The sequence below is a fragment of the Streptomyces sp. NPDC048258 genome, from assembly GCF_043201995.1.
GTDB lineage: Bacteria > Actinomycetota > Actinomycetes > Streptomycetales > Streptomycetaceae > Streptomyces.
This window is the reverse complement of sequence record NZ_JBICZH010000016.1, coordinates 48,239-70,585: the sequence shown is the minus strand read 5'-3', so window position 1 is coordinate 70,585 and position 22,347 is coordinate 48,239. Positions and strand designations below refer to the sequence as shown.

At 71.4% G+C, this 22,347-nt stretch carries 25 protein-coding genes; 18 read left to right on the top strand and 7 right to left on the bottom strand.

The window, feature by feature from the left end; translation table 11 throughout:
* Positions 1 to 14: 14 nt before the first annotated feature.
* A complete protein-coding gene (gene arsM / locus ACGFYQ_RS30165) occupies positions 15 to 905 on the bottom strand; it encodes an arsenite methyltransferase (RefSeq protein WP_393749332.1) in 891 nt (296 codons plus the stop codon).
* Positions 906 to 1,011: 106 nt separating this feature from the next.
* Here arsM and ACGFYQ_RS30160 point away from each other — a divergent pair, with 106 nt between their 5' ends.
* Genes ACGFYQ_RS30160 through ACGFYQ_RS30150 form a run of 3 tightly spaced genes read left to right on the top strand, consistent with a single transcriptional unit; the run spans position 1,012 to position 2,545 of the window.
* Positions 1,012 to 1,389 carry an ArsR/SmtB family transcription factor gene (locus ACGFYQ_RS30160; protein WP_393749331.1) on the top strand — a complete coding sequence of 126 codons (378 nt, stop codon included), beginning with the start codon at positions 1,012 to 1,014 and terminating at the stop codon, positions 1,387 to 1,389.
* Complete coding sequence (locus ACGFYQ_RS30155) at positions 1,386 to 2,123, top strand: aquaporin (RefSeq protein WP_393749330.1); 738 nt, start codon at positions 1,386 to 1,388, stop codon at positions 2,121 to 2,123. Before ACGFYQ_RS30160 ends, ACGFYQ_RS30155 begins: the two co-directional genes overlap by 4 nt.
* Before the next feature lie 20 nt (positions 2,124 to 2,143).
* Positions 2,144 to 2,545 (top strand): arsenate reductase ArsC, encoded by a 402-nt coding sequence (locus ACGFYQ_RS30150; protein WP_393749329.1) that lies wholly within the window; start codon positions 2,144 to 2,146, stop codon positions 2,543 to 2,545.
* 127 nt (positions 2,546 to 2,672) lie between these two features.
* Here ACGFYQ_RS30150 and ACGFYQ_RS30145 read toward each other — a convergent pair whose 3' ends face one another.
* Entirely contained in the window at positions 2,673 to 3,041 is a 369-nt protein-coding gene (locus ACGFYQ_RS30145) for a hypothetical protein (protein WP_393749328.1), read from the bottom strand.
* Positions 3,042 to 3,201: 160 nt separating this feature from the next.
* Between ACGFYQ_RS30145 and ACGFYQ_RS30140 the strand changes: the two genes are divergently transcribed.
* The 10 genes from ACGFYQ_RS30140 (at position 3,202) to ACGFYQ_RS30095 (ending at position 12,195) form a co-directional block, all read left to right on the top strand.
* Positions 3,202 to 3,735 (top strand): hypothetical protein, encoded by a 534-nt coding sequence (locus tag ACGFYQ_RS30140; RefSeq protein ID WP_393749327.1) that lies wholly within the window; start codon positions 3,202 to 3,204, stop codon positions 3,733 to 3,735.
* 273 nt (positions 3,736 to 4,008) lie between these two features.
* Positions 4,009 to 4,569, top strand: a complete 561-nt coding sequence (locus ACGFYQ_RS30135; RefSeq protein ID WP_393749326.1) for a hypothetical protein — start codon at positions 4,009 to 4,011, stop codon at positions 4,567 to 4,569.
* Between the two features lie 712 nt (positions 4,570 to 5,281).
* Positions 5,282 to 6,151, top strand: a complete 870-nt coding sequence (locus tag ACGFYQ_RS30130; RefSeq protein WP_393749325.1) for a creatininase family protein — start codon at positions 5,282 to 5,284, stop codon at positions 6,149 to 6,151.
* A gap of 233 nt (positions 6,152 to 6,384) precedes the next feature.
* Positions 6,385 to 6,837 (top strand): histidine phosphatase family protein, encoded by a 453-nt coding sequence (locus ACGFYQ_RS30125; RefSeq protein ID WP_393749423.1) that lies wholly within the window; start codon positions 6,385 to 6,387, stop codon positions 6,835 to 6,837.
* Between the two features lie 179 nt (positions 6,838 to 7,016).
* Positions 7,017 to 7,310, top strand: coding sequence for an acylphosphatase (locus ACGFYQ_RS30120; RefSeq protein WP_393749324.1), 294 nt, complete (start codon positions 7,017 to 7,019; stop codon positions 7,308 to 7,310).
* Positions 7,311 to 7,366: 56 nt separating this feature from the next.
* Complete coding sequence (locus tag ACGFYQ_RS30115) at positions 7,367 to 8,041, top strand: M15 family metallopeptidase (RefSeq protein ID WP_393749323.1); 675 nt, start codon at positions 7,367 to 7,369, stop codon at positions 8,039 to 8,041.
* Between the two features lie 157 nt (positions 8,042 to 8,198).
* Positions 8,199 to 8,768, top strand: coding sequence for a TIGR03086 family metal-binding protein (locus ACGFYQ_RS30110; protein WP_393749322.1), 570 nt, complete (start codon positions 8,199 to 8,201; stop codon positions 8,766 to 8,768).
* A gap of 373 nt (positions 8,769 to 9,141) precedes the next feature.
* The gene (locus tag ACGFYQ_RS30105; RefSeq protein WP_393749321.1) at positions 9,142 to 9,744 is read left to right on the top strand and encodes a hypothetical protein; all 603 of its coding nucleotides are present in this window, start codon (positions 9,142 to 9,144) and stop codon (positions 9,742 to 9,744) included.
* A gap of 448 nt (positions 9,745 to 10,192) precedes the next feature.
* A complete protein-coding gene (locus tag ACGFYQ_RS30100) occupies positions 10,193 to 10,756 on the top strand; it encodes a hypothetical protein (protein WP_393749320.1) in 564 nt (187 codons plus the stop codon).
* A gap of 992 nt (positions 10,757 to 11,748) precedes the next feature.
* Complete coding sequence (locus ACGFYQ_RS30095) at positions 11,749 to 12,195, top strand: hypothetical protein (protein ID WP_393749319.1); 447 nt, start codon at positions 11,749 to 11,751, stop codon at positions 12,193 to 12,195.
* Positions 12,196 to 12,472: 277 nt separating this feature from the next.
* On the opposite strand, the gene ACGFYQ_RS30090 is transcribed toward ACGFYQ_RS30095, so the two are convergent.
* A complete protein-coding gene (locus ACGFYQ_RS30090; protein WP_393749318.1) occupies positions 12,473 to 13,213 on the bottom strand; it encodes a hypothetical protein in 741 nt (246 codons plus the stop codon).
* Between the two features lie 530 nt (positions 13,214 to 13,743).
* Here ACGFYQ_RS30090 and ACGFYQ_RS30085 point away from each other — a divergent pair.
* On the top strand, positions 13,744 to 13,995 hold the full coding sequence (locus ACGFYQ_RS30085; RefSeq protein ID WP_393749317.1) for a hypothetical protein: 252 nt from the start codon (positions 13,744 to 13,746) through the stop codon (positions 13,993 to 13,995).
* Between the two features lie 435 nt (positions 13,996 to 14,430).
* Here ACGFYQ_RS30085 and ACGFYQ_RS30080 read toward each other — a convergent pair whose 3' ends face one another.
* A complete protein-coding gene (locus tag ACGFYQ_RS30080; protein ID WP_393749316.1) occupies positions 14,431 to 15,102 on the bottom strand; it encodes a MerR family transcriptional regulator in 672 nt (223 codons plus the stop codon).
* Positions 15,103 to 15,257: 155 nt separating this feature from the next.
* On the opposite strand from ACGFYQ_RS30080, the gene ACGFYQ_RS30075 reads away from it, so the two are divergent.
* Complete coding sequence (locus tag ACGFYQ_RS30075; protein ID WP_393749315.1) at positions 15,258 to 16,589, top strand: YhgE/Pip domain-containing protein; 1,332 nt, start codon at positions 15,258 to 15,260, stop codon at positions 16,587 to 16,589.
* Positions 16,590 to 16,940: 351 nt separating this feature from the next.
* Here ACGFYQ_RS30075 and ACGFYQ_RS30070 read toward each other — a convergent pair whose 3' ends face one another.
* A complete protein-coding gene (locus ACGFYQ_RS30070; protein ID WP_393749314.1) occupies positions 16,941 to 17,165 on the bottom strand; it encodes a hypothetical protein in 225 nt (74 codons plus the stop codon).
* Between the two features lie 182 nt (positions 17,166 to 17,347).
* On the opposite strand from ACGFYQ_RS30070, the gene ACGFYQ_RS30065 reads away from it, so the two are divergent.
* Complete coding sequence (locus ACGFYQ_RS30065) at positions 17,348 to 17,551, top strand: hypothetical protein (protein ID WP_393749313.1); 204 nt, start codon at positions 17,348 to 17,350, stop codon at positions 17,549 to 17,551.
* A 216-nt stretch (positions 17,552 to 17,767) separates the two neighbouring features.
* Here the strand turns inward: ACGFYQ_RS30065 and ACGFYQ_RS30060 are convergent, their stop codons facing one another.
* Complete coding sequence (locus tag ACGFYQ_RS30060) at positions 17,768 to 18,820, bottom strand: serine hydrolase domain-containing protein (RefSeq protein ID WP_393749312.1); 1,053 nt, start codon at positions 18,818 to 18,820, stop codon at positions 17,768 to 17,770.
* Positions 18,821 to 18,925: 105 nt separating this feature from the next.
* Entirely contained in the window at positions 18,926 to 19,225 is a 300-nt protein-coding gene (locus ACGFYQ_RS30055) for a hypothetical protein (protein ID WP_393749311.1), read from the bottom strand.
* Between the two features lie 574 nt (positions 19,226 to 19,799).
* Between ACGFYQ_RS30055 and ACGFYQ_RS30050 the strand changes: the two genes are divergently transcribed.
* Positions 19,800 to 21,383: a protein kinase gene (locus ACGFYQ_RS30050; protein ID WP_393749310.1), complete on the top strand. Its 1,584-nt coding sequence runs from the start codon at positions 19,800 to 19,802 to the stop codon at positions 21,381 to 21,383.
* The gene (locus tag ACGFYQ_RS30045) at positions 21,380 to 21,958 is read left to right on the top strand and encodes a hypothetical protein (protein WP_393749309.1); all 579 of its coding nucleotides are present in this window, start codon (positions 21,380 to 21,382) and stop codon (positions 21,956 to 21,958) included. The genes ACGFYQ_RS30050 and ACGFYQ_RS30045 overlap by 4 nt, the downstream gene beginning before the upstream one ends.
* Positions 21,959 to 22,347: the final 389 nt, after the last annotated feature.

Here is a 22,347-nt window from a genome sequence, read left to right as displayed (position 1 = left end):
GGTGCTCCGCGAATTCAGCTCCCGCAGCCGCAGCCGCAGCCGACTGCGGCCTTGGCTTCACCGACGGTGGTGTCCGGGTCCGCTGATACCTCTGCAGGGGTGCAGCAGGCGGTGACCCCGCAGCAGGTCTTCGCCGCAGGGACGGCTTCGGCCGCGGTGGCGGCGGGCTTGGCTGCCCGGACGATGGCGGAGTGCATGCCGTCGGCGACGGCGTGGGTCGGGGTGATCTCGATGTCGGTGAAGCCCGCGGCCCGGAGGTCGTCGCGGTATTCGGTGAACGACAGGGCTCCGGCGATGCAGCCGACGTACTCCCCGCGCTCGGCCCGCTGCCCGGGGGTGAGGGTGTCGTCGGCGAGGACGTCGGAGATGCCGATGCGGCCGCCGGGCTTCAGGACACGGAAGGTCTCGGCGAAGACGGCGGGCTTGTCGGTGGACAGGTTGACGACGCAGTTGGAGATGACGACGTCGATCGTGTTCGCCGGGAGGGGGATGGCTTCGATGACGCCCTTGAGGAACTCGACGTTGGTGGCGCCGGCCTTCTTCTGGTTGGCGAGGGCCAGGGCGAGCATCTCCTCGGTCATGTCCAGTCCGTACGCCGTCCCGGTGGGGCCGACTCGGCGGGCGGAGAGGAGGACGTCGATGCCGCCTCCGGAGCCGAGGTCCAGGACGCGTTCGCCTTCACGGAGGTCGGCGACTGCGGTGGGGTTGCCGCAGCCCAGCGAGGCGGCGACGGCCTCGGCGGGCAGAGCCTCGCGGTCGTCGGCGTAGAGGGTGGAGCCGAAGGTGTCGTCGACCTCGATGGCCTGCGGCCCGCAACAGGCGCTTCCGCCCTCGGTGACCTGGACGGCGGCTGCGGCATAGTGCTGCCGGACGGTCTCGCGGAGGTCGTTGCTCTGCTCGCTCATGACGTGCACTCCAAGCTGTCGGGGCCTGACGGGGCCCGGATCTGCTTGCATCGACATCTTTCGATTCAAGCTTGCGCCTTGAATGGCAAAACGTCAACATAGAAGCATGTCGAAACAAGAGCTCGGGGTGCTCGGTCAGGACGCCGAGGACGCGTGTTGCGGGGGGCTGGCGGCCGCGCCGCTGAACGAGGACCAGGCCGCCGACCTGGCAAAAGTGTTCAAGGCCCTGGGCGACCCCGTCCGGTTGCGGCTGCTGTCGATGATCGCCTCGCGGGACGGGGGCGAGGTCTGTGTGTGCGAGCTGACGCCGGCCTTCGAGCTGTCCCAGCCGACGATCTCCCACCACCTCAAGCTGTTGCGGCAGGCCGGTCTCGTCGACTGCGAACGCCGCGGGACGTGGGTCTATTACTGGGTGCTGCCCGCCGCGCTGGAGAGGCTGGCGGCTGCCCTGCTGGGCTCGCAGGCCGCCGGGGTGAGCGCGTGAACGCCCTCGTTCCGCTGGGCCGGCGTGCGGCCGCGGAAGCGGTAGGGACCGCCGGTCTGGTGGCGGTCGTGGTGGGCTCCGGCATCCAGGCGACCGAGCTGTCGAGGGACGTCGGCACGCAGTTGCTGGCCAACTGCCTGGCGACCGTATTCGGGCTGGGGGTGCTGATCGCGGTGTTCGGGCCGGTCTCGGGCGCCCACTTCAACCCCGTGGTCACCTTGGCCGCCTGGATCACGGGCCGCCGCTCGGGTGAGGGGATGTCCCTGCGGGACGTCGCGGTGTATGTGCCCGCCCAGATCGCAGGCGCGATAGCCGGCTCGGTGCTGGCGAACGCGATGTTCGGGCTGCCCGCGGTCACCTTCTCCGGCCATGACCGCTCCGCCTCCCACCTGTGGCTGGGCGAGGTGGTGGCGACGGCCGGACTCCTGCTGGTGGTCCTCGGCCTGGCTCGGGCCGGCCGGGCGAGCCTGGCCCCGGCCGTGGTGGCCGCGTTCATCGGGGCGGCCTACTGGTTCACCTCGTCCACCTCGTTCGCGAACCCGGCGGTCACCATCGGCCGGGCCTTCACCGATTCCTTCGCCGGGATCACCCCTGCCTCCGTGCCGGGGTTCGTCGCTGCCCAGCTCGTCGGCGCAGCCGTCGGTCTGGGGCTGACCGCCGTGGTCTTCGGCCCGCCCGCCCGTGCCGCTGCCGGGACCGCCGTCCCGCTCGCCGCTGCTGTTCCCGCCCGCTGAACCTTCTGGAGATCCCCGCCGTGAACCCGTCCTCCTCGCGCCCGTCCGTGCTGTTCGTCTGCGTCCACAATGCCGGCCGGTCGCAGATGGCCGCTGCCTTCCTCACCCACCTCGGCGAAGGCCGCATCGAGGTCCGCTCGGCCGGCTCGGCCCCGGCCGACGCCGTGAACCCGGCCGTCGTCGAAGCGATGGCCGAGGTGGGCATCGACATCTCCGCCCAGATCCCGAAGATCCTGACCGTCGACGCGGTCCAGGCATCCGATGTCGTGATCACCATGGGCTGCGGGGACGCCTGCCCCGTCTTCCCCGGCAAGAAGTACCTCGACTGGAAACTCGACGACCCCGCCGGTCAGGGCCTGGAGTCCGTCCGCCGGATCCGGGACCAGATCGAGGCGCGCGTTCGCGAACTGCTCGGGCCCTGAGGAGGATCGGAACCCGACGCGGCCGGACTTCCTCGAAACCGCTCAGCGGCCAGGACCAACGCCCGGCGGCCCTACCCCCGTTCGGGCGCATCCAGAGGTCGGGCCACCGGGACGGTCCGGCCGGTCGTCAGGCGCGGCAGCGCAGCATCTCCAGTGGGGGATTGGCGAGAAAGTCCGCCCAGAAGTCCGCACCGAACGCGCGCACTCCGGCATCGGACACCTCCAGCGGAACCCAGGTCACCTCGCTGAATCCGGCAGTCCGCAGACACTCCTCGTAGACCTCGCGGCGCGGGCAGGTGGTGACGAACTCGATCGGCTGGTGGTCGAGCAGCGCCGTGATCCTGACTTGCGGTCCGGTCTCGGCCTCCTCGCCGGTCGGCTCGGAGCGAAAGCCGTACTTGTCCAGGGACGGCCCGTCGAAGCGGTAGTCGGGTGTCTCTGGTCGAGTACGAAGAACCCGGCGCCGGGCGCCAGGCTCCGGTGCGCCTTGCGGCACATCCGCTCCATGGCGGCGACTTCCTCCGCGTAGTTGAGCAGCTGGACCGCCACGGCGATGTCGAACCGCTGCCCGAGGGGCCGCAGTTCGGCCACGTCGCCCCTGCTGCACCGCGCTGCCCGGGCACCTCGGTCTGTGGCCCGTCGGGCTGTTCTTCGTCATGCCCGGGAACGCCGGCGTGATCCTGGTCATCGCCGTCGAACTGGTCCTGATGGCCTGGAAAGTGACCGGCACCGGCGCGATCGCCGTGCTGACCGCCCTGTGGGGCGTCCTGGCCGCTGTCACCGACGCACGCATCGCGATCGGCATCGCCGGCGTGCTGCTCCTGGCCACCCCGTTCCTCCTGCCGCGCAGGGACGAGCACCAGCCTCCGGCCACCGAGCCGGAGGAACCCGTCCTGACCACCGCGGTCTCACCCGCCGGTCACCCGGGTGCCGTGGCGGACCTGTCGGCGCGGCTCAGCTCCGTACGCAGCGCGGAAGACCGGCCGGGACACCAGAACGGGTGCGTCGCGATCGCCGTCGACAGGATGATCAGGCGGCGCCGCTGCCGGGTGCAACCGGCCCCGGCATGCCCGGGTGCTGGCCGGCCCCTGCCGGGGGTGTGGTGCGGGGGTCAGCGGCGGCGGTGGACGTGCAGGGGACTGGCGGCGTCGACGTCGGCACCGACCGGATGGGCCGTGTCGACCGGCTGAAAGGCGTGGTCGACCGCTTCGCGCACGGGGATCGTGTGGGCCGCGCCGACCAGCCGACGGGCCGGCGGCGGCAGCCGGTCCCAAGCGTGTTGAGAGCGATGCGGCCACTGGCCGACGGGGGCGCCGCGTTCGAATCCGGAGGGAGCAGGGGTGGAGCGAAGCGGACATCCCCAACGGGCCGAAGGCCCCGGCCCCGTGAAACGAGACAGCAGAGTAATGAGGCTGTGACCTGCGGCTATTCAGTTGACCCGCGCTGATCACTAGGGTTCGTGCGTGCCGAACAACAACGAGATACCCACGGGCCGGAGCGGCCAGGGTGACGATGAGTGGAATGACTTCGTCAGGCGGTTCGAAGCGGAAGACTCCGGTCTGCAGTCCGCGCCCCGGCCCCGGCGGGCGTGGCCGCTGAACCTGGCGTTGGCGCTGGTGGCGGCGGGCGCCGCCTTCGCCGTGCTGAAGTACACCGGAGTGTCACCCGACGCCGGCGACGGCGCCGCCGCGCCCGCTCCGGCGGCGTCCACACCTGCCAGGGCGACCTCCGCCGCGCCGTCGACCGCGCCGTCACGGGGCACGGCGGCCGTGGCCGCCGACACGCGGCCGATGGTGCCGCTCGCCGAACTGTTCCCGGCCCAGGTCAAGGGTGCCTCCGGCGCCACCTTCACCCGGCTGGGCTCGACCGTGATGGAGTCCTGCACGGAGCGGGACGGGGTCGGACCCCGGCTGGCCGCCATGATCGACGACAGCGCGGGCTGCGTCGGCGAGCAGATCGCCCTCTACAAGGACGACCGGAACAACCAGTTCAACATGGCCGTCTTCAGCTCGTGGACCGTATGAAACCGCTCCAGGACGCGGTCTCCCAGAAGGTCGGCGCCCACGAGGGCACGGGCTGAAGTCCCCTCAGGGGAAGGTCTGCTGTCGCTCGTTCAGACGCACCCCGGGCGTTCGCCGTTCAGTTCCGTGTCGTGCGGTCCGGGGCCACCGGGGCATGGTCGGCCGGGGGACCGTCCGGTGCGGGCCGGGCCCGTGAGGGCAGCATGATGGCAGCGCGAGTACCGGGTCGATCCGGGCGCGGATCTCCCCGTCTTGCAGGCAGATCGCCGTACGCCCGCTCCGCGGCCTCCGGCCCGGCGGCGGCGTCCGCCCGGCGATCCGCCACAACACCTTCGGCACGTCGGTGGCCGGGGCGCTCCGGCCGTACGCGCCTCCAGCCCGCGCCAGTCCACCGAGTCCAGCCCCTCCAACTTTGTCTCCCGCCTTGCCCCGCGCGTCCGTCCCGCATCCGGGGCATCCCGCCACTGCGGCAGAGGGGCAGCTCCACACGCTTCGGCTTCGACATGACCGTGGCTCGTGCGGGCCAGAGGGAGGTGCGGAGGTGCCGACAGGTGGAGTCCGGAGAGGTGGCTCGCGGAGGCCATTTTGTGATCTCCCTACAAGGCGCAGGCGTGATTTGCGGTGTAGGTGCCGCTTTTGGGCGGCTGCTCGTCCTGGCGAAGATGATCACGACCGGTGATCAGGCCGGTCAGGACATCACGTACGGGGGAAGTTCATGCACAGCGGATACTCGGTCTTCGCAGGGACGATGGCCGACCTCACATACCCGCAGGTGGAGGCGGCGGCCGCCGCCGGCGCATGCGTCTTGCTGCCCACAGGTGTCATCGAGCAGCACGGCCCCCATCTGCCGCTGGGCACCGACGCCTACGGCGCCTACCAGCTGTGCCGGATGGTGAAGGACGAGCTCGACCGGCACCAGATACCGGCGCTGATCGCCCCACCTGTGTTCTGGGGCGTCAATCAGGTTTCCGGTGCCTTCGCCGGGACGTTCCGCACACGTCCCGAGACCGCGGCCGCACTGCACTTCGACATCATGGAATCCCTCGCCACAGACGGGTTCCGGCACATCTTCGTGATCAACCATCAGGGCGACATCGCTCACAACCGGATGCTCCTCGACGTCGTGACGCGCCGACACGAGGAAGGCAGCACGGGGGTCGTCCTCATCGAGCCCGACTTCATCGCCGACCGCCTGGGCGAGGCGGCGAAGACACCCGCTCTGGCCACGTTCGCCATGCAGCCGCTGTTCGAGGGCCTGGAGCTGACCGGTGAACTCGGCGTCCATGCCGAGGAGATCGAGAGTGCGCTGATGATGCGCTGGTTTCCTGAGCTCGTCGATTACGACGCCATGACCCGGCTTCAGCCGACGGGCCTCGGGCCGGCGGACCTGGCCGAATGGCGAAAAGGCGGCGAACACGCCCGCAGGGTGACGCCGCAGGGCTACTTCGGCGCCCCCAGCCCCCGCGACCCGTTCCTCTGGCGCTTCTACGAGCGCATGGCCCATGCCATGGCCCATGCCGTGGCCGGCTCGCTCACCGCTCAAGTAGGGGACGGGCAGGGCGCTGCTTCGGGATCACCTTGCTGACCAGATGAAAACGGCGGCGACGTGGAGCCCAGCCAGGAGACGGTCGCGGTCTTGCCGGCGGATCGCGCGGGACGAGTACACGGGGCGTCTCCCCGGCGTCCAGATCGTCGGCGGCGCCGGGGCCGGGGCCGCGCAGCGGGTGGACGTCGCGGGTGGTTCGCCCCCACGGCCGGCATGACGGTGGACCAGCTTGTCCCTGGACTCGGGCTGCGCCCCGCCGTCCCGTGAGGTGACTGCGGACAACCGCACAGCGATACAGCAGCCCAGGCAGTGGTCGCTCGCCTTCGACGGCCCCACCCGGACGAATACGGAGGTCGCACTGTTCAACCGGCGAGAGGCGCCGGGCGGCCGGGCATCTCGGCACCCACGAATGCGACTACGGAGACCTCAACGGCTGCCCGGTCACCGCCCTGGCCGCCGAACGCTCCCGGCACATCGACGTCCCCTTCCCCAACGGCCAGAGCTACCGCCAGGTCATCGCCGCCACCGCGGACTTCCTCCACGAGCTGGCCACCGACCGGCACGGACAGCGCGTCCTGGTCATCGCCCACTCGGCCAACAAATGGGCCCTCGACTGCCTCCTGACCGGCGCCTCGATCGAAGACCTGGTCGACGCGCCGTTCGGATGGCGGGAAGGCTGGCACTACACCCTTCCCGCAGCCTGGCCAGCCATCACCCACAGCTGACCCGGCGAACGTTCCCGGCGTCCTCGGCCTGGGGTGGTAGCGGATACAGATCGAACGCCCATAGCCCGTCCGTGACGCAGACCGGGTCGAAGGGGGTGGTGGACACTGTCCCTGCCGGAGCCGACACGGCGGAGACAGGACACCCCATGCCGGGGCAGACCCGGCCTTATGGTCTGAGCATGGTACGCAAGCGCGTGATCGTGTCGGGGACCGTGCAAGGGGTGTTCTTCCGGGACACCTGCCGCCGTGAGGCGCTCGCGCAGGGAGTGTCGGGCTGGGTACGGAATCTGCCCGACGGCGATGTCGAGGCGCTGTTCGAAGGGGACGGGGATGCCGTTGCGGCGATGGTGCGATGGGCGCGTACGGGACCGGCGGCGGCCGAGGTACACGCTGTAGAGGTCCGCGAGGAGACACCCGCGCCGGAGGAACTGCTCGGCTTCGAGGTACGGCCCACTCCGCGGGACGCGGGCTGAGCCCGGTCCGTGTGAGGCGCGGCGCGGCTTGGCGGCGGACCCCTTACCGTGATGTGGTGCGCGTTGCTTCCACTGCCGTCGCGGCGGTCGCCGTGCTGTGCACCGTCACCCTCGCCTGCACGGCCGTCCCTTCGCCCCCGCTCGCAGCCCGTGTCCAGGCCCACCCTGAGCTGGCCGCCGAGGTGGCGACGGTGCCTGCCGCGGCGCTGGGCGCGACGTACGCGCCGGGCTGCCCGGTCGGCCCCGACCGTCTGCGGCTGATCCGGATGAACCACTGGGGCTTCGACGGCAAGGTCCACCGGGGTGAACTCGTCGTCCACGAGCGGGCGGTCCACCCCCTCCTGCGCGTCTTCGGCAAGGCGTTCGACGCGAGGTTCCCCATCCGTCGCATGCGGTCGGCCGCGACCTACGGCGGTGACGACGCCCGTTCGATGGCAGACGACAACACGTCCGCCTTCAACTGCCGGCAGGTCACCGGCGACCCCAGCCGCCTTTCCCGGCACGCCCAAGGGGAGGCAGTGGACGTCAACCCGGTGGAGAACCCGTACGTGGACCGCCACGGCACCCCCCGCCCGCCCGCCGGCCGCCGGCATCTGCGGCGCGACCGCCACGCCCCGGGCATGATCCGCCGCGGCGACGCCCTCACCCGGGCCTTCGAGGAGGTGGGCTGGCACTGGGGTGGGCGCTGGTCCAACCCCGACTACCAGCACTTCTCGGCGACCGGCGGCTGACCGCCTTGTGCCAGGCGTTCGGTGGGCGGAATCGGCACTGGTGAAAGGTGCTGCTCATCGATCTTGAGCGGTCGCGCGGCCACCCGGTTCGACAGGGCTTCTCCGCACCGGCACAAACCCGTGGGCAGTCTGGAAGGTGACGCCATAGTCTCCCCGGATGACCACCGTCTCTGTTGAAGATCTCGCACGCGCGTGCGAAGCCGTCGGCGACCTGATCGCCGAGGTCCGCCCCGAGCAGTGGAAGGCGCCGACGCCGTGCGCGGAATGGACCGTGCGCGAGGTGGTCGATCATCTGGTCGGCATGGACCTGGTGTTCGCAGCCATGATCGAGGGTGGCCCGATGCCCGAGCGCGGAGCAGACCGGCTCGGCGACGACCCGGCCGGAGCCCACCGGTCCTCCAGCGCTTCGCTGCGGGCCGCTTTCTCCCGTCCCGGAGTACTCGAGCGGAGTTATCGCGGAGCCTTGGGGAGCGCCACGGGTGCCGAGCGTTTGCAGATCCGCCTGTACGACCTGCTCGCTCACGGATGGGACATCGCCCAGGCCGCCGGAATTCCTGCCCGGCTGCCTGAAGACCTTGCCGAGCAGGCCCTGGCGTTCGTTCGGGTCCAACTCTCCACTCAGTCCCGAGCGGGACGATTCGCCGAGCCGCAGCCCGTCGAGGAGACCGCTCCGGCCATCGATCGGCTTGCGGCGTTTCTCGGCCGGTCGGTCCCACCGCAGTTGTGAGACCGACCCCGCAGTGGCGGCGACGTTTCGTGCTGCCCGGTACCCCGGACATGCCCGGCGCCGCCCTCGATCTGGAGGTCTTCGCACGAGCGCGGGCAGCGCCGCGCAATCCATTGACCGTCAACTGACCGGGGTGGTAGGCCGTGCCGAGCTGCTCGACCTGCTCGTACAGATGCCCGGACCACCCATGGGAGGGGTAGCTGCGGCTCCCGTCCCCGCCCGCGGAACGTGGACGGTGCACCTGTCACGAACCCTGGCATTGTTCGATGTTCAACCTGTATGTTGAGCGCCGCCAGCTCCCGGCGTCAGTGTGAGAACCCCACTTCACCGCACCAAGTTGGGGCTCCCCTCTCTCCTGCCAGAGGAGCAATCCATGACCGTGCCCACCCCTGCGCCCGGCTACCCCCAGCAGCCCGACGGCGCTCCAGCTCCCGTAGAAGCGGGGGCTGGGTACCCCCTGCCCCCGCGGCCGGAAGGTGGCCCCGGCAAGCCCGGCGGTCAGCTCAACGCCAAGCAGAAGGCGGTCCTTGGGTGCGGCGGCATGGTCGCCCTCTTCCTCATCGTCACCTTGGTCGCCGCGGCCATGTCGCCCTCCGAGGCCAAGTCCGCCGAGGCGAAGCCCGCCCCCACTGTCACGGTGACCGTCACAGTCACCGCAACCGTCACGGTCACCGCGACCCCGCCCGTGGCGGCCAAGGCGCCCGAGCCGTCGCCGACGCAGGAAGCCGCGCCGCGGACTGCGCTGGTACCGGACATGACCGGCAAGTCCGGTGACCTGCTCGTGGAAGCGCTCAAGACAGCAGGCTTCGCCGACGGCTACAAAGCCACCTCGTTCCACGACGTCAGCGGCCAGGGACGCACGGTGCTGCTCCTGTCGAACTGGGAGATCTGCGACCAGGACCCCAAGAACAAAGCCATCCCCGTCACCGACAAGATCTCAGTCGGCGTCGTCAAGTTCGGCGAGAGCTGTCCCTGACACCGGTAATGCTCGACCCCGGCGGTAACCGGTCCGACGCAGCCCGTTCGGATCAGCAGGACCGGTAGCGGGGGTCGCCCGCCCGCATCACATGGGGCGGTCAGTCCCAGATAGGCGGCTGCCGTGATGTCGGCCGCCCCGCCTCATCATTCCGCAGTGCGGTCCGGGGGCTCGCTGCAGGCCTGGGGGCCGCTGCCGTGTCTGTGAACCGGCCGGACAGCGCCATCGCAGTGATAGCCGTTCTCAGAAGAGGAGTACCTGCACCGTGTGGATTTCCCGCTACCTCACACCTGTTGCCATCCTCGGCGTCCTCGCCCTTACGGGCTGTGAAGGCGGTGCGACGGCTGACGGGAAAGGCAAGGCCGGTCCGGCCGTCAGTTCCTCCGTCAGTTCCTCCGTCAGTCCGTCCGCCGACGCCTCGGCGCCCACGGCCGCCCCGGATCCGGTCATGCCCGCCTTGATCGGGCGAACCTCTCAGCAGGCGCAGGAGGAGCTGGCGCGCCTGAACATATCCGCCGCGCGCATCACGCCGGCCGCCCTGCACAACGACGTAGCCCTTCCTCAGGACCACAACGGCTGGTTCGTCTGCGTTACCAGCCCCCTGCACGGCGCGCCGATCGCGCCTTCCGTCGGCATCACCCTCAAGCTCGCCGAGAAGTCCGGCGACTGCTCCGTCAGCTTCCACGGCTTCCTCGACCAGAAGAACGACCCCGCGTACACCCCGCCCGCGACCGCTGCCCCCACCCCCGCCGCCCCGCAGCCGAAGTCCACCTACACTCCGGAGCCGGAACGGACCCACGCCCCCACCAAGCCCGCGCCGGGCGGTGACGGCAGCTCCATGATCACCTGCCCCGACGGCAAGAAGGGCTACGCCTGTACCTCCAACGGCCACCCCGTCGTCGACGGTCAGTTCTGCCCCAACGCCGACCGCGGCCGCACAGCCAGGGCCACCAACGGCACCACGGTCACCTGTTCCTACGACCCGAGCATCAAGCCGTACCGCTGGCAGTGATTCCGGCCCGGCGCGCGCGGCCGGGGCCGTCCGCACATCGAGTGCATGCCGCTCCCTGCCCGGCAGGTGGCGGGGCGGGCGGTCCGCCACCTTCTTCGGCGTCGTGTTCGTGGTGAGCCGGATGAGGGTGATCGACATGCAGCGGCGCGACTGCTGCGGCACCGGTGGGACGACAGCCCGCGCCCCGCCTCGACCTCGGTGAGACGGTGACTCCTGCCGTCCCGCACGGTCCGTCCCTGAGTCAGGGGCGTCCGGCGTCGACCGATCGCCGTCGGCCGGGGAAGCGTTCGGCCGGGAGCGGTCGGCCCGGTCGCACATCTTGATCGTCGCTGGGACCGGTGGAAGAGCCCGGCCGCCGCCCCGTCAGGTCTTCGGCTATCTCGAGCTCGGGCGGCTTGAGGCCGGTGATGCAGCCGGTCTTCGGGGCGGTCGGGGCGTCGAGTAAGGAGAGGGTGATCTCCTGAGCGTACGGGGACGCCACCAAGGCCACGTGGGCGACGTAGGGATGGTGACGACGGTGGTCCGGCTCAGCGTGTGGGCGACGTACGGCCCGTTGCGCGCCCCGGTCCGGGCAAACGAACCCGGCGGACATGACGAGGGTCGGATGTCGCTCCGCGTGACGTCGCGGATCGAGCGCGGCGCGGCGGGAACGCTCCAGGCGCAGCAGTCCCCGGACTCACTCCCACAGTGCGCGAACACTCCGTATAGGCCAACCGCGTGGTGATCCCCGACTTCGCGCCCTCCTGTGCGAGCAAGCGTCTCTCCTTGCGTCCTCGCCACGAGAAGCTCGGAGTCGACATCACGGGCTCTACGGGGAGCGGGAGGGCGAGATCCACCAGCGGAGTCGCACCACCCCTCACCCCCCAAGCGAGTCCCACAGGCTGATCCCGATCCCCGTCCGGCCCGCGGCGGGATTGCCGCCGGAGGTCAGCCGCGTTCCGTCATACGCGCAGCCCGCAGACCGGGCAGTGCCTCCGATGAAAGTGGTCACCATGACGTCCCGACGCGAGACCCACAACGTGAGCGATGCCGTCTTCCGTGCCGTATACGACTCCCCGGCCTCGCTGCCCGGCCGCCACCGATGGGTGACCCGGGAGGAAGACGTGCGCAAGGTCGAGGAGCTGCTGGGGATGGAGGCCGGCACGATCGGCGCGCCGCTCTGGCTGAGCGGGGACACCCGGGAGTGTTCGGCATGCGGCAGGGAGCCCAGCTGGCTGGACATCGTCTCGTCGGCACTCGGTGGTGTGCACGAACGCAAGATGATCGCCGAAGTGATCCTGGGTGAGCGCAAGTACGTCAACGCCGAGGCCCCGGAAGCCATCGCCGGGCTGCGCTGTCATGGCTGCAGCACCCCGATCGAGGACATGCGCAGCTTCAAGTGCCACAACTGGGCCTACGCCTTCGGTGACCTGCAGCGGGTTCTCGACAGCATCGCGTGATCCTGCGCCGGTGAGGTGGTACCCCTGCCGATGAGCTGTTCGCGACGGCGTACCGCCCTCGCGGCATCGCGTGCAGCCGGCGCAGTGCTGTGAGGCATGGCTCCCGCGGCCTCACAGCACGCAGGCAGCGAGGTGCCGAATGCCCCCGGGCCGAACGGAGAGAGCGAACCGTACGCGACCTGGGGCACCGGACCGCAGCGTGGAGGCACCGTAGCCGTGCACGACACCGGCGCGAGCCCGCGCCGGTGTCGTGCAGTGGCTCCCCATGGGGCCCGTGCTACTGGAGCTGGGACAGGTCCACCGAGTCGGCGGGCGCGGGGGGCCTGACCGTGACGGGCTCGTCGAATGCGGAGAAGGAGGCTTCCACCCGCTCGCCGGACGCATCGGTGCCTTGAATCTGCAGTAGGTACGGCTTGTCTTCGGTGGAGACCTGGTACATGCCCGTTTCTCCGTCGCGCCGGCTCGTGACGGTGATGGCCGGACGGTCGTCGACGCTGGTCCGCTTGCCCTTGGTCAGCTGTTCGTTCACCGGTTTCGAAGAGAACTCCTTCTTGAAGAAGTCCAGGTCGCAGAATTCGGCGAAGTCGCGCAACAGGAAGTTGCCCGTAGTGCCGTGCAGGTAGCGGCCGTTGATGAGCGCGATCGCGTCCTCGGCCGCATCACCTGGTACTTGGGCTCGCAGAAGGGCATCGTCGAGCTTCATCCACACGTCGTCGCCGCGTTTGATGACGTCGGCCATGCCCGAGTTGCCGGGAGGTGTGACCGTGCCGACGCAGTTGCCCGTCTCGTCGAATCGGAGATCCAGAGCGGTGGTGCCCGACTCGTCGGTCACCTTGGCCACCATGCGCATGGACGTGACCCCGGACATGGCCTCGCGCGTGGCGTCCGCGATGGCCTGGGCGCTCTTGTCGGCGATGCCGTTGTCATCGGCCCTGGCAGCGCCCGCGCCAGGGAAGATCAACAAGCAGGCAGTTCCGACGGCCGCGCAGCGGGCCGCGGCTGCCCGGGGTGCAGACATCGGGCATCACCTCCTTCTGGCCGGCTCCGGATGGCATCGGCAATCGCCATGGCCTCCGGCGCAGCAGGTCACCTGATCAGCGTAGGTCCGCGCCGCGGGAGGTGCAGTCCGGGCGGCCGTCGGACTCGTGGCCGTCGGGGTCACGGGCGACGTGAACGGACATGTACGGGTCGGCGCTCACCGGCGTGGTCCCTTCCCTTACGGGCCGCGTTGCGGTTCCTGATGCGGTTGTAGCGGTGCCGGCGAGAACTCCGACATTCCGCGACCACGTGCCGCCGCCTGGGCTCAGTGCCCCCGACCGAACATGCCCAGGCCGGGTGGGCGTCTGCGCGGAGGACTCCACCGCCACCACTGCGGAATCGCCGACGGCGGGTGGCTGCGCACTGAGGCCGATGGTGCCGCCGGTAGCAGCGGTCCGGGCACAGGAGGTGACGTGCAGGGTGTGCCGGGGAGCTCTGAAGGACGTCGCGGCGGGCGCCGATGTCAGCCGGTTGCGCCACGCGGCTCTTCGCCCGCTTGGTGCGGTGCCCGTGCCGGAGGCACGCGTCGCGGTTGCGGCCGAGCTTGCCGGCCGGCTTGGGGGTTCGGCGGGGGAGGAGCCGGTGGTGGTGTGGAAGGCGCTGGCCGATCTTCTGTACGTGATCGCAGACGTCATCGCGGACGTGGGTGCGGACGCGCCGAGTGAGGCGCTGACCAGGGGAGTGCCGATCGGGACGGTGGCGACCGCACTCGGCACCAGCGAGGCAGCGGCTCGCCGTTACGTGAGCAGCCTCCACTCCTGAAGGAGTCCCACCCCGGGGGCGGCGGGCGGGGCCTCTCTCCGCCGGGGCCGGCGCAGTCGGTGGCCGGGCAGGAGCTGCGCGCTGCAGGGTCTGGCGGCTGAAGGCCGTGGTAACGGCCGGCTCCTCCACGAACAACGTCCCACCAGAGCCTCATCGTCACGGTGCTGGACAGGATGGGCCGGGACTCCGGGTCCGCGCGGCAAGACCAGCCCTCGCAGGCCGCAACCGATATCGGCACCACGGCCGGGACCTGGCATGGTCAAGGGGACGGCGGCCGTGGCGGCCGGCGGAACGGCGGCATGAGGACGACGGCCGGACGCTCGGCGGGCTGTGCGACGGCCTGGCGACGCCCGCCAGGCGGCCACCTGGCACCTGGCACCTGGGCCTGCTGGACGCGGACTGGGCGCCCAGCCCCGGCCGTCCTCCGTACGAGCGCTACCGGGGCGCTGCGGACTCGGCACGGTCGCCTGCGACTCGGCGCCGGACCTGGTCCTCCTGGGCGAGACGCCGCAGCAGCTCGAACACCGGTGCGCAGATCGCGAAGACGATGACCGCCCGCTCGGCCAGGGCCACCGGGTCGTCGAGGCCGGCCGCGCGCTCCAGGTCCAGCCGGGCCACCGACTCGGCCAGCCTCGCGTAGGCGGCGAGCTCGCCCGGGGCGTACTGCGCGTCCAGCCGTCGCAGTTCCTTCAGGGCCGCCGCCAGCCCCTTCACGTGCGGTGACGTGCCGGGCGCCTGCCAGTCCAGGGCCGCGAGCAGCTCCGCCACCTCGGCCCCGGCGGTCGCGTCGGCCTCGGCTTCCTCCCCCTCGCCTGCGGCTCGCTGGGCCGCCACCGGCACCGGGAGGGCGTAGCTGACCGCTCCGAGGGCGCCCTCGGAGCTGTGGGCCTGGTCGACCGCCCCGAGCACGTCACGAGTGGCGGCGATGGACAGGCCGCCGAGTGTGGTCAGCGCCTTGATCAGCCGCAGCCGCTGCGCGTGCTCCTCCCCGTACTCGGCCAGGGTCGCGGCGGTCGCCCGTCCCGCGGGCAGGAGACCCTGCCGCAGGAAGTACTTGATGCTGGCGACCGGCACGCCGGTCCGCCGGCTGAGCTCCGAGATCTTCATGCGGCTTCCCTGCTGGTCATGCGTCCGGTATCGGTCATCGACGATTGGACACCACAACAAGATACTGCCACTATCCAGTGGCTGGATAGCTTAAGTATCCAGCTTGGGAACGCCGCCGCTCCGGAGGATCGATGCCTCACTCCACACCCCCCTCCGTGCTCCGCCGACCCCAGCTGTGGATCGGCACGGGACTCATCGCCGCGATGGTCTCGATGTTGTTCGCCCTGCTCTACGTCGGTGGCAACGTCAACCCCAGGGGCAACCTGCGCGACCTGCCCGTTGCCCTGGTCAACTCCGACAGCGGCGCCGACGTCAACGGCCAACGGGTCAACCTGGGCGAGCAGGTCGTCTCGGGGATCCAGAAGGCCGCCAAGGGCGACAAGAGCATCGACTGGCAGGTCGTCAGCCGTGAGGAGGCCGACAAGCGGCTGGGCCGGGGCAAGGTCTTCGGCGCCCTCGTCATACCCAAGGACTTCTCCGCCACGGTGACCGGGCTCACTGCCCCGCAGCCCGCGCCCCAGGGCAAGGCCGCTCCGCCGACCCTGACCGTGCTGACCAACCAGGCCGCCGGCAGCATCGGCTCCTCCATGTCCTCCCAGGCGGCCCAGAAGGCCGCACACGCCGCCTCCGCCCAGCTCGGCCAGGAACTCCTCAAGCAGGCCGGAGCCCAGAAGACCCCGCTCCCGACGGCCGCCCAGCTCAAGCTGGCCGACCCGGTGACCGTGAGCGTCGCCGACGGCCACCCCGTCGGCTCCCGCAGTGCCATGGGCCTGAGCGCCTTCTACTACGCACTGGTCCTGGTCGTCTGCGGCATGCTCGGCGCCAACGTGGTCAACTCCCAGGTCGACACCGCGCTCGGCTACGTGCACACCGATTTCGGCCCCTTCCGCAAGCGTGAACCCGTTCAGCACACCAGTCGCGTCCGCACCCTGGCCGTCGGCATGGCGCTCATGCTCGGCGTGTCACTGGTCATGGGCACCCTGGTCGAGGTCGCCACGGTCGCCATCCTCGACATGGATGCCTCCCACCTCGGCCTGCTGTGGCTCTACTCGGTCGCCACCATCGCGGTCGTCGGCATGGGCAGCCTGGCCCTGTTCGCCGCCTTCGGCACCCCCGGCATGCTGCTGGCCACCATCGTCTTCGTCGCGATGGCCGTCCCCTCGTCCGGCGCCACCGTGCCCGTTCAGGCGCTGCCCGGGTTCTTCCGCGCCCTCGCCGAGTTCGAGCCGCTGCGCCAGATCACCGAGGGGCTGCGTTCTCTGCTCTACTACGGAGCTCAGGCCGACGCGGGCCTGACCCGGGCGTGGGCCGCGATGGGTGTCGCCCTGGTCGCCGCGCTGATCTTCGGCTTCGCCGTCACCCACCTCTACGACCGCAGGGGGCTGCACCGCATCCGCCGCCCTGATGCCGAGACCGGGGCCGCGGTCCCCGCCGAGACCCCTGAGCCCACGGAGCCTCCCGAGGCCGCGGCGCCCGCCACCGCCTGAGAGGCCTCAGACGGCCGGCTGGCACGCAGGGTCGGGTACGGGCTCCAGGGCGGCCGGTCCGACACGGCCGCCGAGCGACCCGAACGAGGGAGTACCTGGCAAGGGCTTCGACCCCGGTGCGCGGGACTGCGGTTGACGTTCCCGGGCAATCGGTGATGTGCACGGGGATGGGTGTGGCGTGCCGCGGCCGGGTTGCCCGTGCGCGTACCGGTGGCGGGGCGCGGCCGAATCTGTCCGGCGGCGCACGCCGCTTGCCAGCTCCTGGCCTGCGGAACGGAGTACGGATGAAGGCTGCGGAGGAGCCTGCTGGGGCGGCCGCACCTGCAACCCGGGAGAGCCGGGTGTGCGGCTTCATCCGGCCTGGTCGGCTCTTGGACGGGATCTCCACTCGCGCCGCAGGACAAAGGCCCGCAGAACCGCGAGCGCCAGAAACACGACGCCGAAGGCAGCTCTTTGCCACTCTCCGACAGCAGCGAACCAGTAGAGGCAGAAGCCGGCGAAGAAGAGGCTGGCGGCGATGAGCAGAGGCTCGCGGACCCAGAACGGCACGACGCGGAGAATCAGGTTGATCAACATCTGGTCAGTCGAGCATGCACACACCCTTCACGCAGTGACGGAAGCCATAGCTCCGGAGGCTCGGCGCCAACTGGTCGCCGACGGCCGATGACGTGACGCGCGGTCTCGCTGTGATCCGCCGCGCATCCGTCGGTGCCTGGTAGCGTCGCACGCCCTTGATCGATGACAGAGGAGACGGCCCCATGTCCGAGGACTTGGCCACCGACACCATCCGGAAACTGGAAGACGTCGTGGCGTCGAACGCCCTGCCGGAACACACCGTCGAGCTGCTCCGCGTCTCCCTCAGCCAGGCACGGACGGCAAAAGCGGCGGGTCACGACCAGGAAGCCATCACCATCGCCAACCAGGCCCTCCAGACGGCAGAGAACGCATCCGGGGAGCAGTAGCACGGTCCGCCGGCCGCCGGCCGCCGGTCCTCGCCGCCGGGGAGGGTCGACCGGATTGCCCAGATGCCCTCACGAATTCCGCGAAGGCGCGTCCCACGACACCGCTCACAGCGGACGCGGAGGGCGTGGGGGCGGCCGAGGACGGCGAGGGCGCCGGAGTCGACGGGGCCGGCCGAGCCTACGAGATCACCACCCTCGGCCGGACCCCGAGCCGTGTCAGTCCCGCTTGGCCGCATGCTCCGTCTGCAGGGTGCGCAGGAGGTCGAAGGCAGGGCCGTCCACCGGGCGCTGGGTGTTGCCGAGGGCGATGACGGCGAGCCGCTTCTCCGGATCGAAGCCCACGAAGGAGGAGAAGCCCCCGGTCCCTCCGTTGTGCCAGATCTGGAGGTGGGCGCCCTGCCGGGGGTGGAGGCGGTGGGCCATCCAGCCGAGGTGCACCCAGGCGAAGGGGCTCGTACGGTGCTCGACCGCACGGCTCAGGCGGATCGCCTCGGCGAGCCCCGCGGGACCGCCGTCCAACTGGGCCCGTACGAAGGCCACCAGGTCGGTCGCGGTCGACCGAAGACCGCCCGCTCCCGCCAGGTCGGCGAGGTGCCACGCTGCGGCGGGCCGCCCGCGGCGGCTGTGGCCCTGCGCAGAACGTCCCGAACGGGTGCCGTCCACCGTCACGACGGTGTCGGTCATGCCCAACGGGGCGCAGATCTCGCGGGTGATGAGGGTTTCGTACTCCGTTCCGGCCCGGCGGGCGAGGGCCAGCCCGAGCAGCCCGGCTCCGAGGTTGGAGTAGCGGAAACTTTTCCCCGGAGTGGCTCCCAGGCGCGTCCTGGCCAGCCCGGACAGCAGGGCGTCGGCCGTGCAGTCGGCGTACGGATCCGGCTTCGACGGGCGCAACAGAGCCTGGAGCAGCATGCCCCGGGGCAGCCGTGGCAGGCCGGAGGTGTGGGTGGCCAGATGCTGCAGGGAGATCTGCCGGCCGTCCCGTGACGGTACGGCCGTCCCGTCGGGCAGGAGATCGCCGAGCGGCTCGTCCAGGCCCACGGTGCCCGCGGATACCAGGCGCGCCAGGGCCAGGGCGGTGAACGGCTTGGTCACCGAGCCGATCTCGAACAGGGTGCCGGGGCCGGGGGCACGGCTGTGGTCCGCGCCGGTGCTTCCGGCACCCCGGATCTCCACGACGTCTTCCGCCACCGCGGCCACCACCACGCCGACTTGCTGTTCAGCCAGCCGGTCCGCGGTCTGCTGGGCGAGGGTTCCGAGTTCTTGTGCCATGACGGACATCATGGCGGCGTCCCTCGTGCGACCGGTGCGCCCTGATGATGATTTCCGGCCGTCGGCACTCCGACCTGAGCAGTACGGCGAGGCGATGACGGTGTGTCACCGTGCCCGTGCCCGTGCGCCGTACTGGCGGCCGGGTACGGCGCCGCGGAGCCGGTCGACGGTGACGGGCAGGTTCGTGATGCGCCGCAGGTCCGCGGCGGAGGCCTGCACGTACGGGGCCGGCCAGTCAGCGGACTTCTGGTCGTAGAACTTGATCGTGTAGCCGGTCTGCAGCCACTTGGTGGCTCCGCTCAGCTTCCACCCTTCGCCCTGGGGAGTGCGGGTGCGGCGGCCGCGGCCGACCTCGCTGCGGGCGGCAGGCGGCGGAGTCCACCGTGTGGGAGTTGGGCGCCTCACCGGTCGGCGGCGCCGACTCGGAACTCGCGGACTCGGACACGGTGTCCCCCGTGTCCCCCGCGTCCTCGGCGCCGAACGCGCTGGAGGGGAGTTGCAGACTTCCCACGATCGTTGCTGCGGCCGCCGCCACGGCCGCCGCCGCGGCAGCCGCCTGCAGCCGGCCGGGTCGGCGGCTGTGGCACGCGGATCGGAGAGGGCCGCGGGGGCCGGACGGGTGGGCGGGAAGACCGGCAGCCCAACGGGCGTGCGGTGGCCGGTCCCCATTTCGCCACCGGCCGCATCCGGCGACGGGGACCCTCCACGCCGGGTGTCGGCGGCGGGCCCTATCATGACCCCGCTGCAGACCGGGCACCCGCTCGGCACTGCGCGACGGCCTGCGCGACAGCGCGGCGCAGTGAGACGCATACACACCCCCATCGACGGCCCTGCCTTCGGACGGGGCGGCCGCCCACCGGCGGCGCGCCCCGGTCTGCGCTGAGCGGGCCGCCGCCTGAGCGGACCGCACGGTCGGGAAACGGCCACGGCTCGTCCGTGTCCGGAGGGGGTGAAGACGCACAACAGGGGGGACGGAAAGATGAAGGCGTGGGTGGTCCCCGGTTACACGGAGGCCAGAGAACTCGGCTCGGGCGCCAGTGGCCGGGTCGTGCTCGCCGTACACGACGGCACGGGCACGGCGGTCGCGGTCAAGTACCTCAGTGACAGCTTGCGCCGCGATCCGGCGTTCGTACGGGGGTTCCGGGCGGAGGCCCGGCTGCTGGGCGGGCTGCGATCGCCGTACGTCGTCGGGCTGTACGAGTACGTCGAGGCGCCCGACGGCGCCGCCATCGTGATGGAGCTGGTCGACGGCATCGCCCTGCGCGCGCTGCTGTCGCAGGCCGGGCAGACCGACCCCGAGTCGGCCCTGGTCGTACTCAAGGGCTCCCTGCTGGGCCTGGCGGCCGCGCACCGGGCGGGGGTCGTCCACCGCGACTACAAGCCGGAGAACGTCCTGGTCGCCGCCGACGGCTCGTCCAAACTGGTCGACTTCGGCATCGCCGCGGACCACGGCACCACCCCGGGCGTGGCTGGTACACCCGCGTACATGGCCCCGGAACAGTGGCAGGGCCGGCCCGCCTCCCCGGCGGCCGACGTGTACGCGGCGACGGCCACCTTCTTCGAGTGCCTCACCGGGCGCAAGCCGTACGCCGGGGAGAACTTCGCGGAGCTGGCGCTGCAGCACATCGAAGCCCCGGTCCCCGAGACCGAGGCACCGGAGGCGGTGCGCCCGCTGATCCGCCGGGGCCTGGCGAAGGAGCCGGAGGAGCGACCGGAGACCGCCGAGGCGTTCGTGGCCGAGCTGGAGGGCGTGGCGCTCGCGGCGTACGGACCGGACTGGGAGGAGCGCGGCCAGCGCAAGCTGGCGGCGCTGGCCGCGCTGCTGCCGCTGCTGTTCCCGTCGGCGGGCGGCTCCACCGCGTCCGCCACGGCCTTCGCCACGACCTCGCTGTGGGCGCCCGGGCGGCGCGGCTGGCTGGGCGCCGGCGTGGCGCTGGTGCTGGGGCTGGCGCTGGTCTTCACGCAGGCGGCGGCCCTGGAGCGGACGGGCGGAGCGGCGGCGCTGAGCGCTTTCGCGACGACCAGCGCGGCTCCGCCGGCGGGCGGCCCGGTCCCGTCGGCGCCGGCGTCGGGCTCGCCCTCCGGGTCGCCGTCCCCGTCGGCCTCGGCTTCGCCATCCACGTCCGCCTCGGCCTCCGCGTCCGCGAGCACGTCCGCGACGACCACGCCCGGCCCGGGTTCCTCGGCGACCACGGCGCCGACGGGCACGCCACCGCCGACACCACCGCCGACCACCCCCGCCCCGTCCCCTGCGGTGAAGGTCAAGGCCGTGACCGTGACCTCGTTCCGGCAGACCGACTTCAGGGCGGCGCTGGTGTCGCTCTCCGTCGACGCGTCCGGTCCGGCGACCGTCCGGCTGGAGTGGTTCAGCAGCGACTCGCGGGGCACGCTCGGCGCGTCCGAGGGCTCCATGACCTTCCCCTCCTCCACGGCGGCGACGGCCAGGACCCTCACCTTCTCGGGCACGGGCTGCTACTGGGGCGTACGCGCCACGACCACGCCCTCGGCGGGCAACGGGGCCGCGGTCCAGCAGATCCTGATCAAGCGGTGTGAGATCCGATGAGCGACGACGACTACAGCGCCACCGTCCTCGGCAGCCACTGGATCAGTGGGCCGCCCGAACGGGCCGACGTGGCCCCCGACCGCGTCGACGGCTCCGTACTGCGCTTCGGACCCGGGGTCACCGCGGCCGCCGTGGCACCGTTCCCGGTGGTGCCCGGGCCCGCGGTCGCCCGGCGGCGCGGGGGCCTGCGGCGGTACGCGCTCGCGGCGGCCGTTCTGGTCGCCGTCCTCGCGTGCCTCGGCTGGCAGCGTTACGGCCCCGGCATCGCGGTACGGGACGTGGCCGTGACCACCGATCCGGCAGGGCCGGCCTGCGGCGGGGCCGCCGACGTCGTGGCCGTCGTCCGGACGAACGGCCGCCCGGGGACCTTGACCTACCGGTGGATCCGCAGCGACGGCACCCGCTCCGAGACGCTGACCGAGCGGGTCCCCCGCGGCCGGCAGGAAGCCAGCCTCCACCTGCTGTGGACCTTCCAGGGCGCCGGGAACTACCCGGCCAAGGCCCAGCTGGAGCTGATGGAACCGACCCGGCGCACGTCGGCGGCTGCGGAGTTCACCTACCGCTGCGCGCCGTAGCGGGCGGCCGCGCGGGCCGTTCCGCAGCCGCCCCGCGGGCCCGGGCACCCGTGACACACGGGTGCCCGGACCCGATCCGGCACCGTCCAGACGCAGCCCGGGCACGATCCCCGGTATGCGACCCCGACTTCGGACACGGTGAACCCGGACCGTTCCTCGGCCGGGAGCACGGCCGGCACGTTTCGGCCGTGTGGCGAGTACAGGGCAGCCTCGTCGGAGGCCGGCACGTGCGGGACATCAGGAGTGGGCATGGTGGACCTCTGAAGCAGTGATGGGGTGAGGGCATCGAGAGCCTGGCGCCCTCGAGCCGCCCGCGGCTGGGGTTCACTACTCGGCACCCGTACATGGACGTGCCGGTGACGAGGAGCCCTGCCCACGGGGACTCGTTC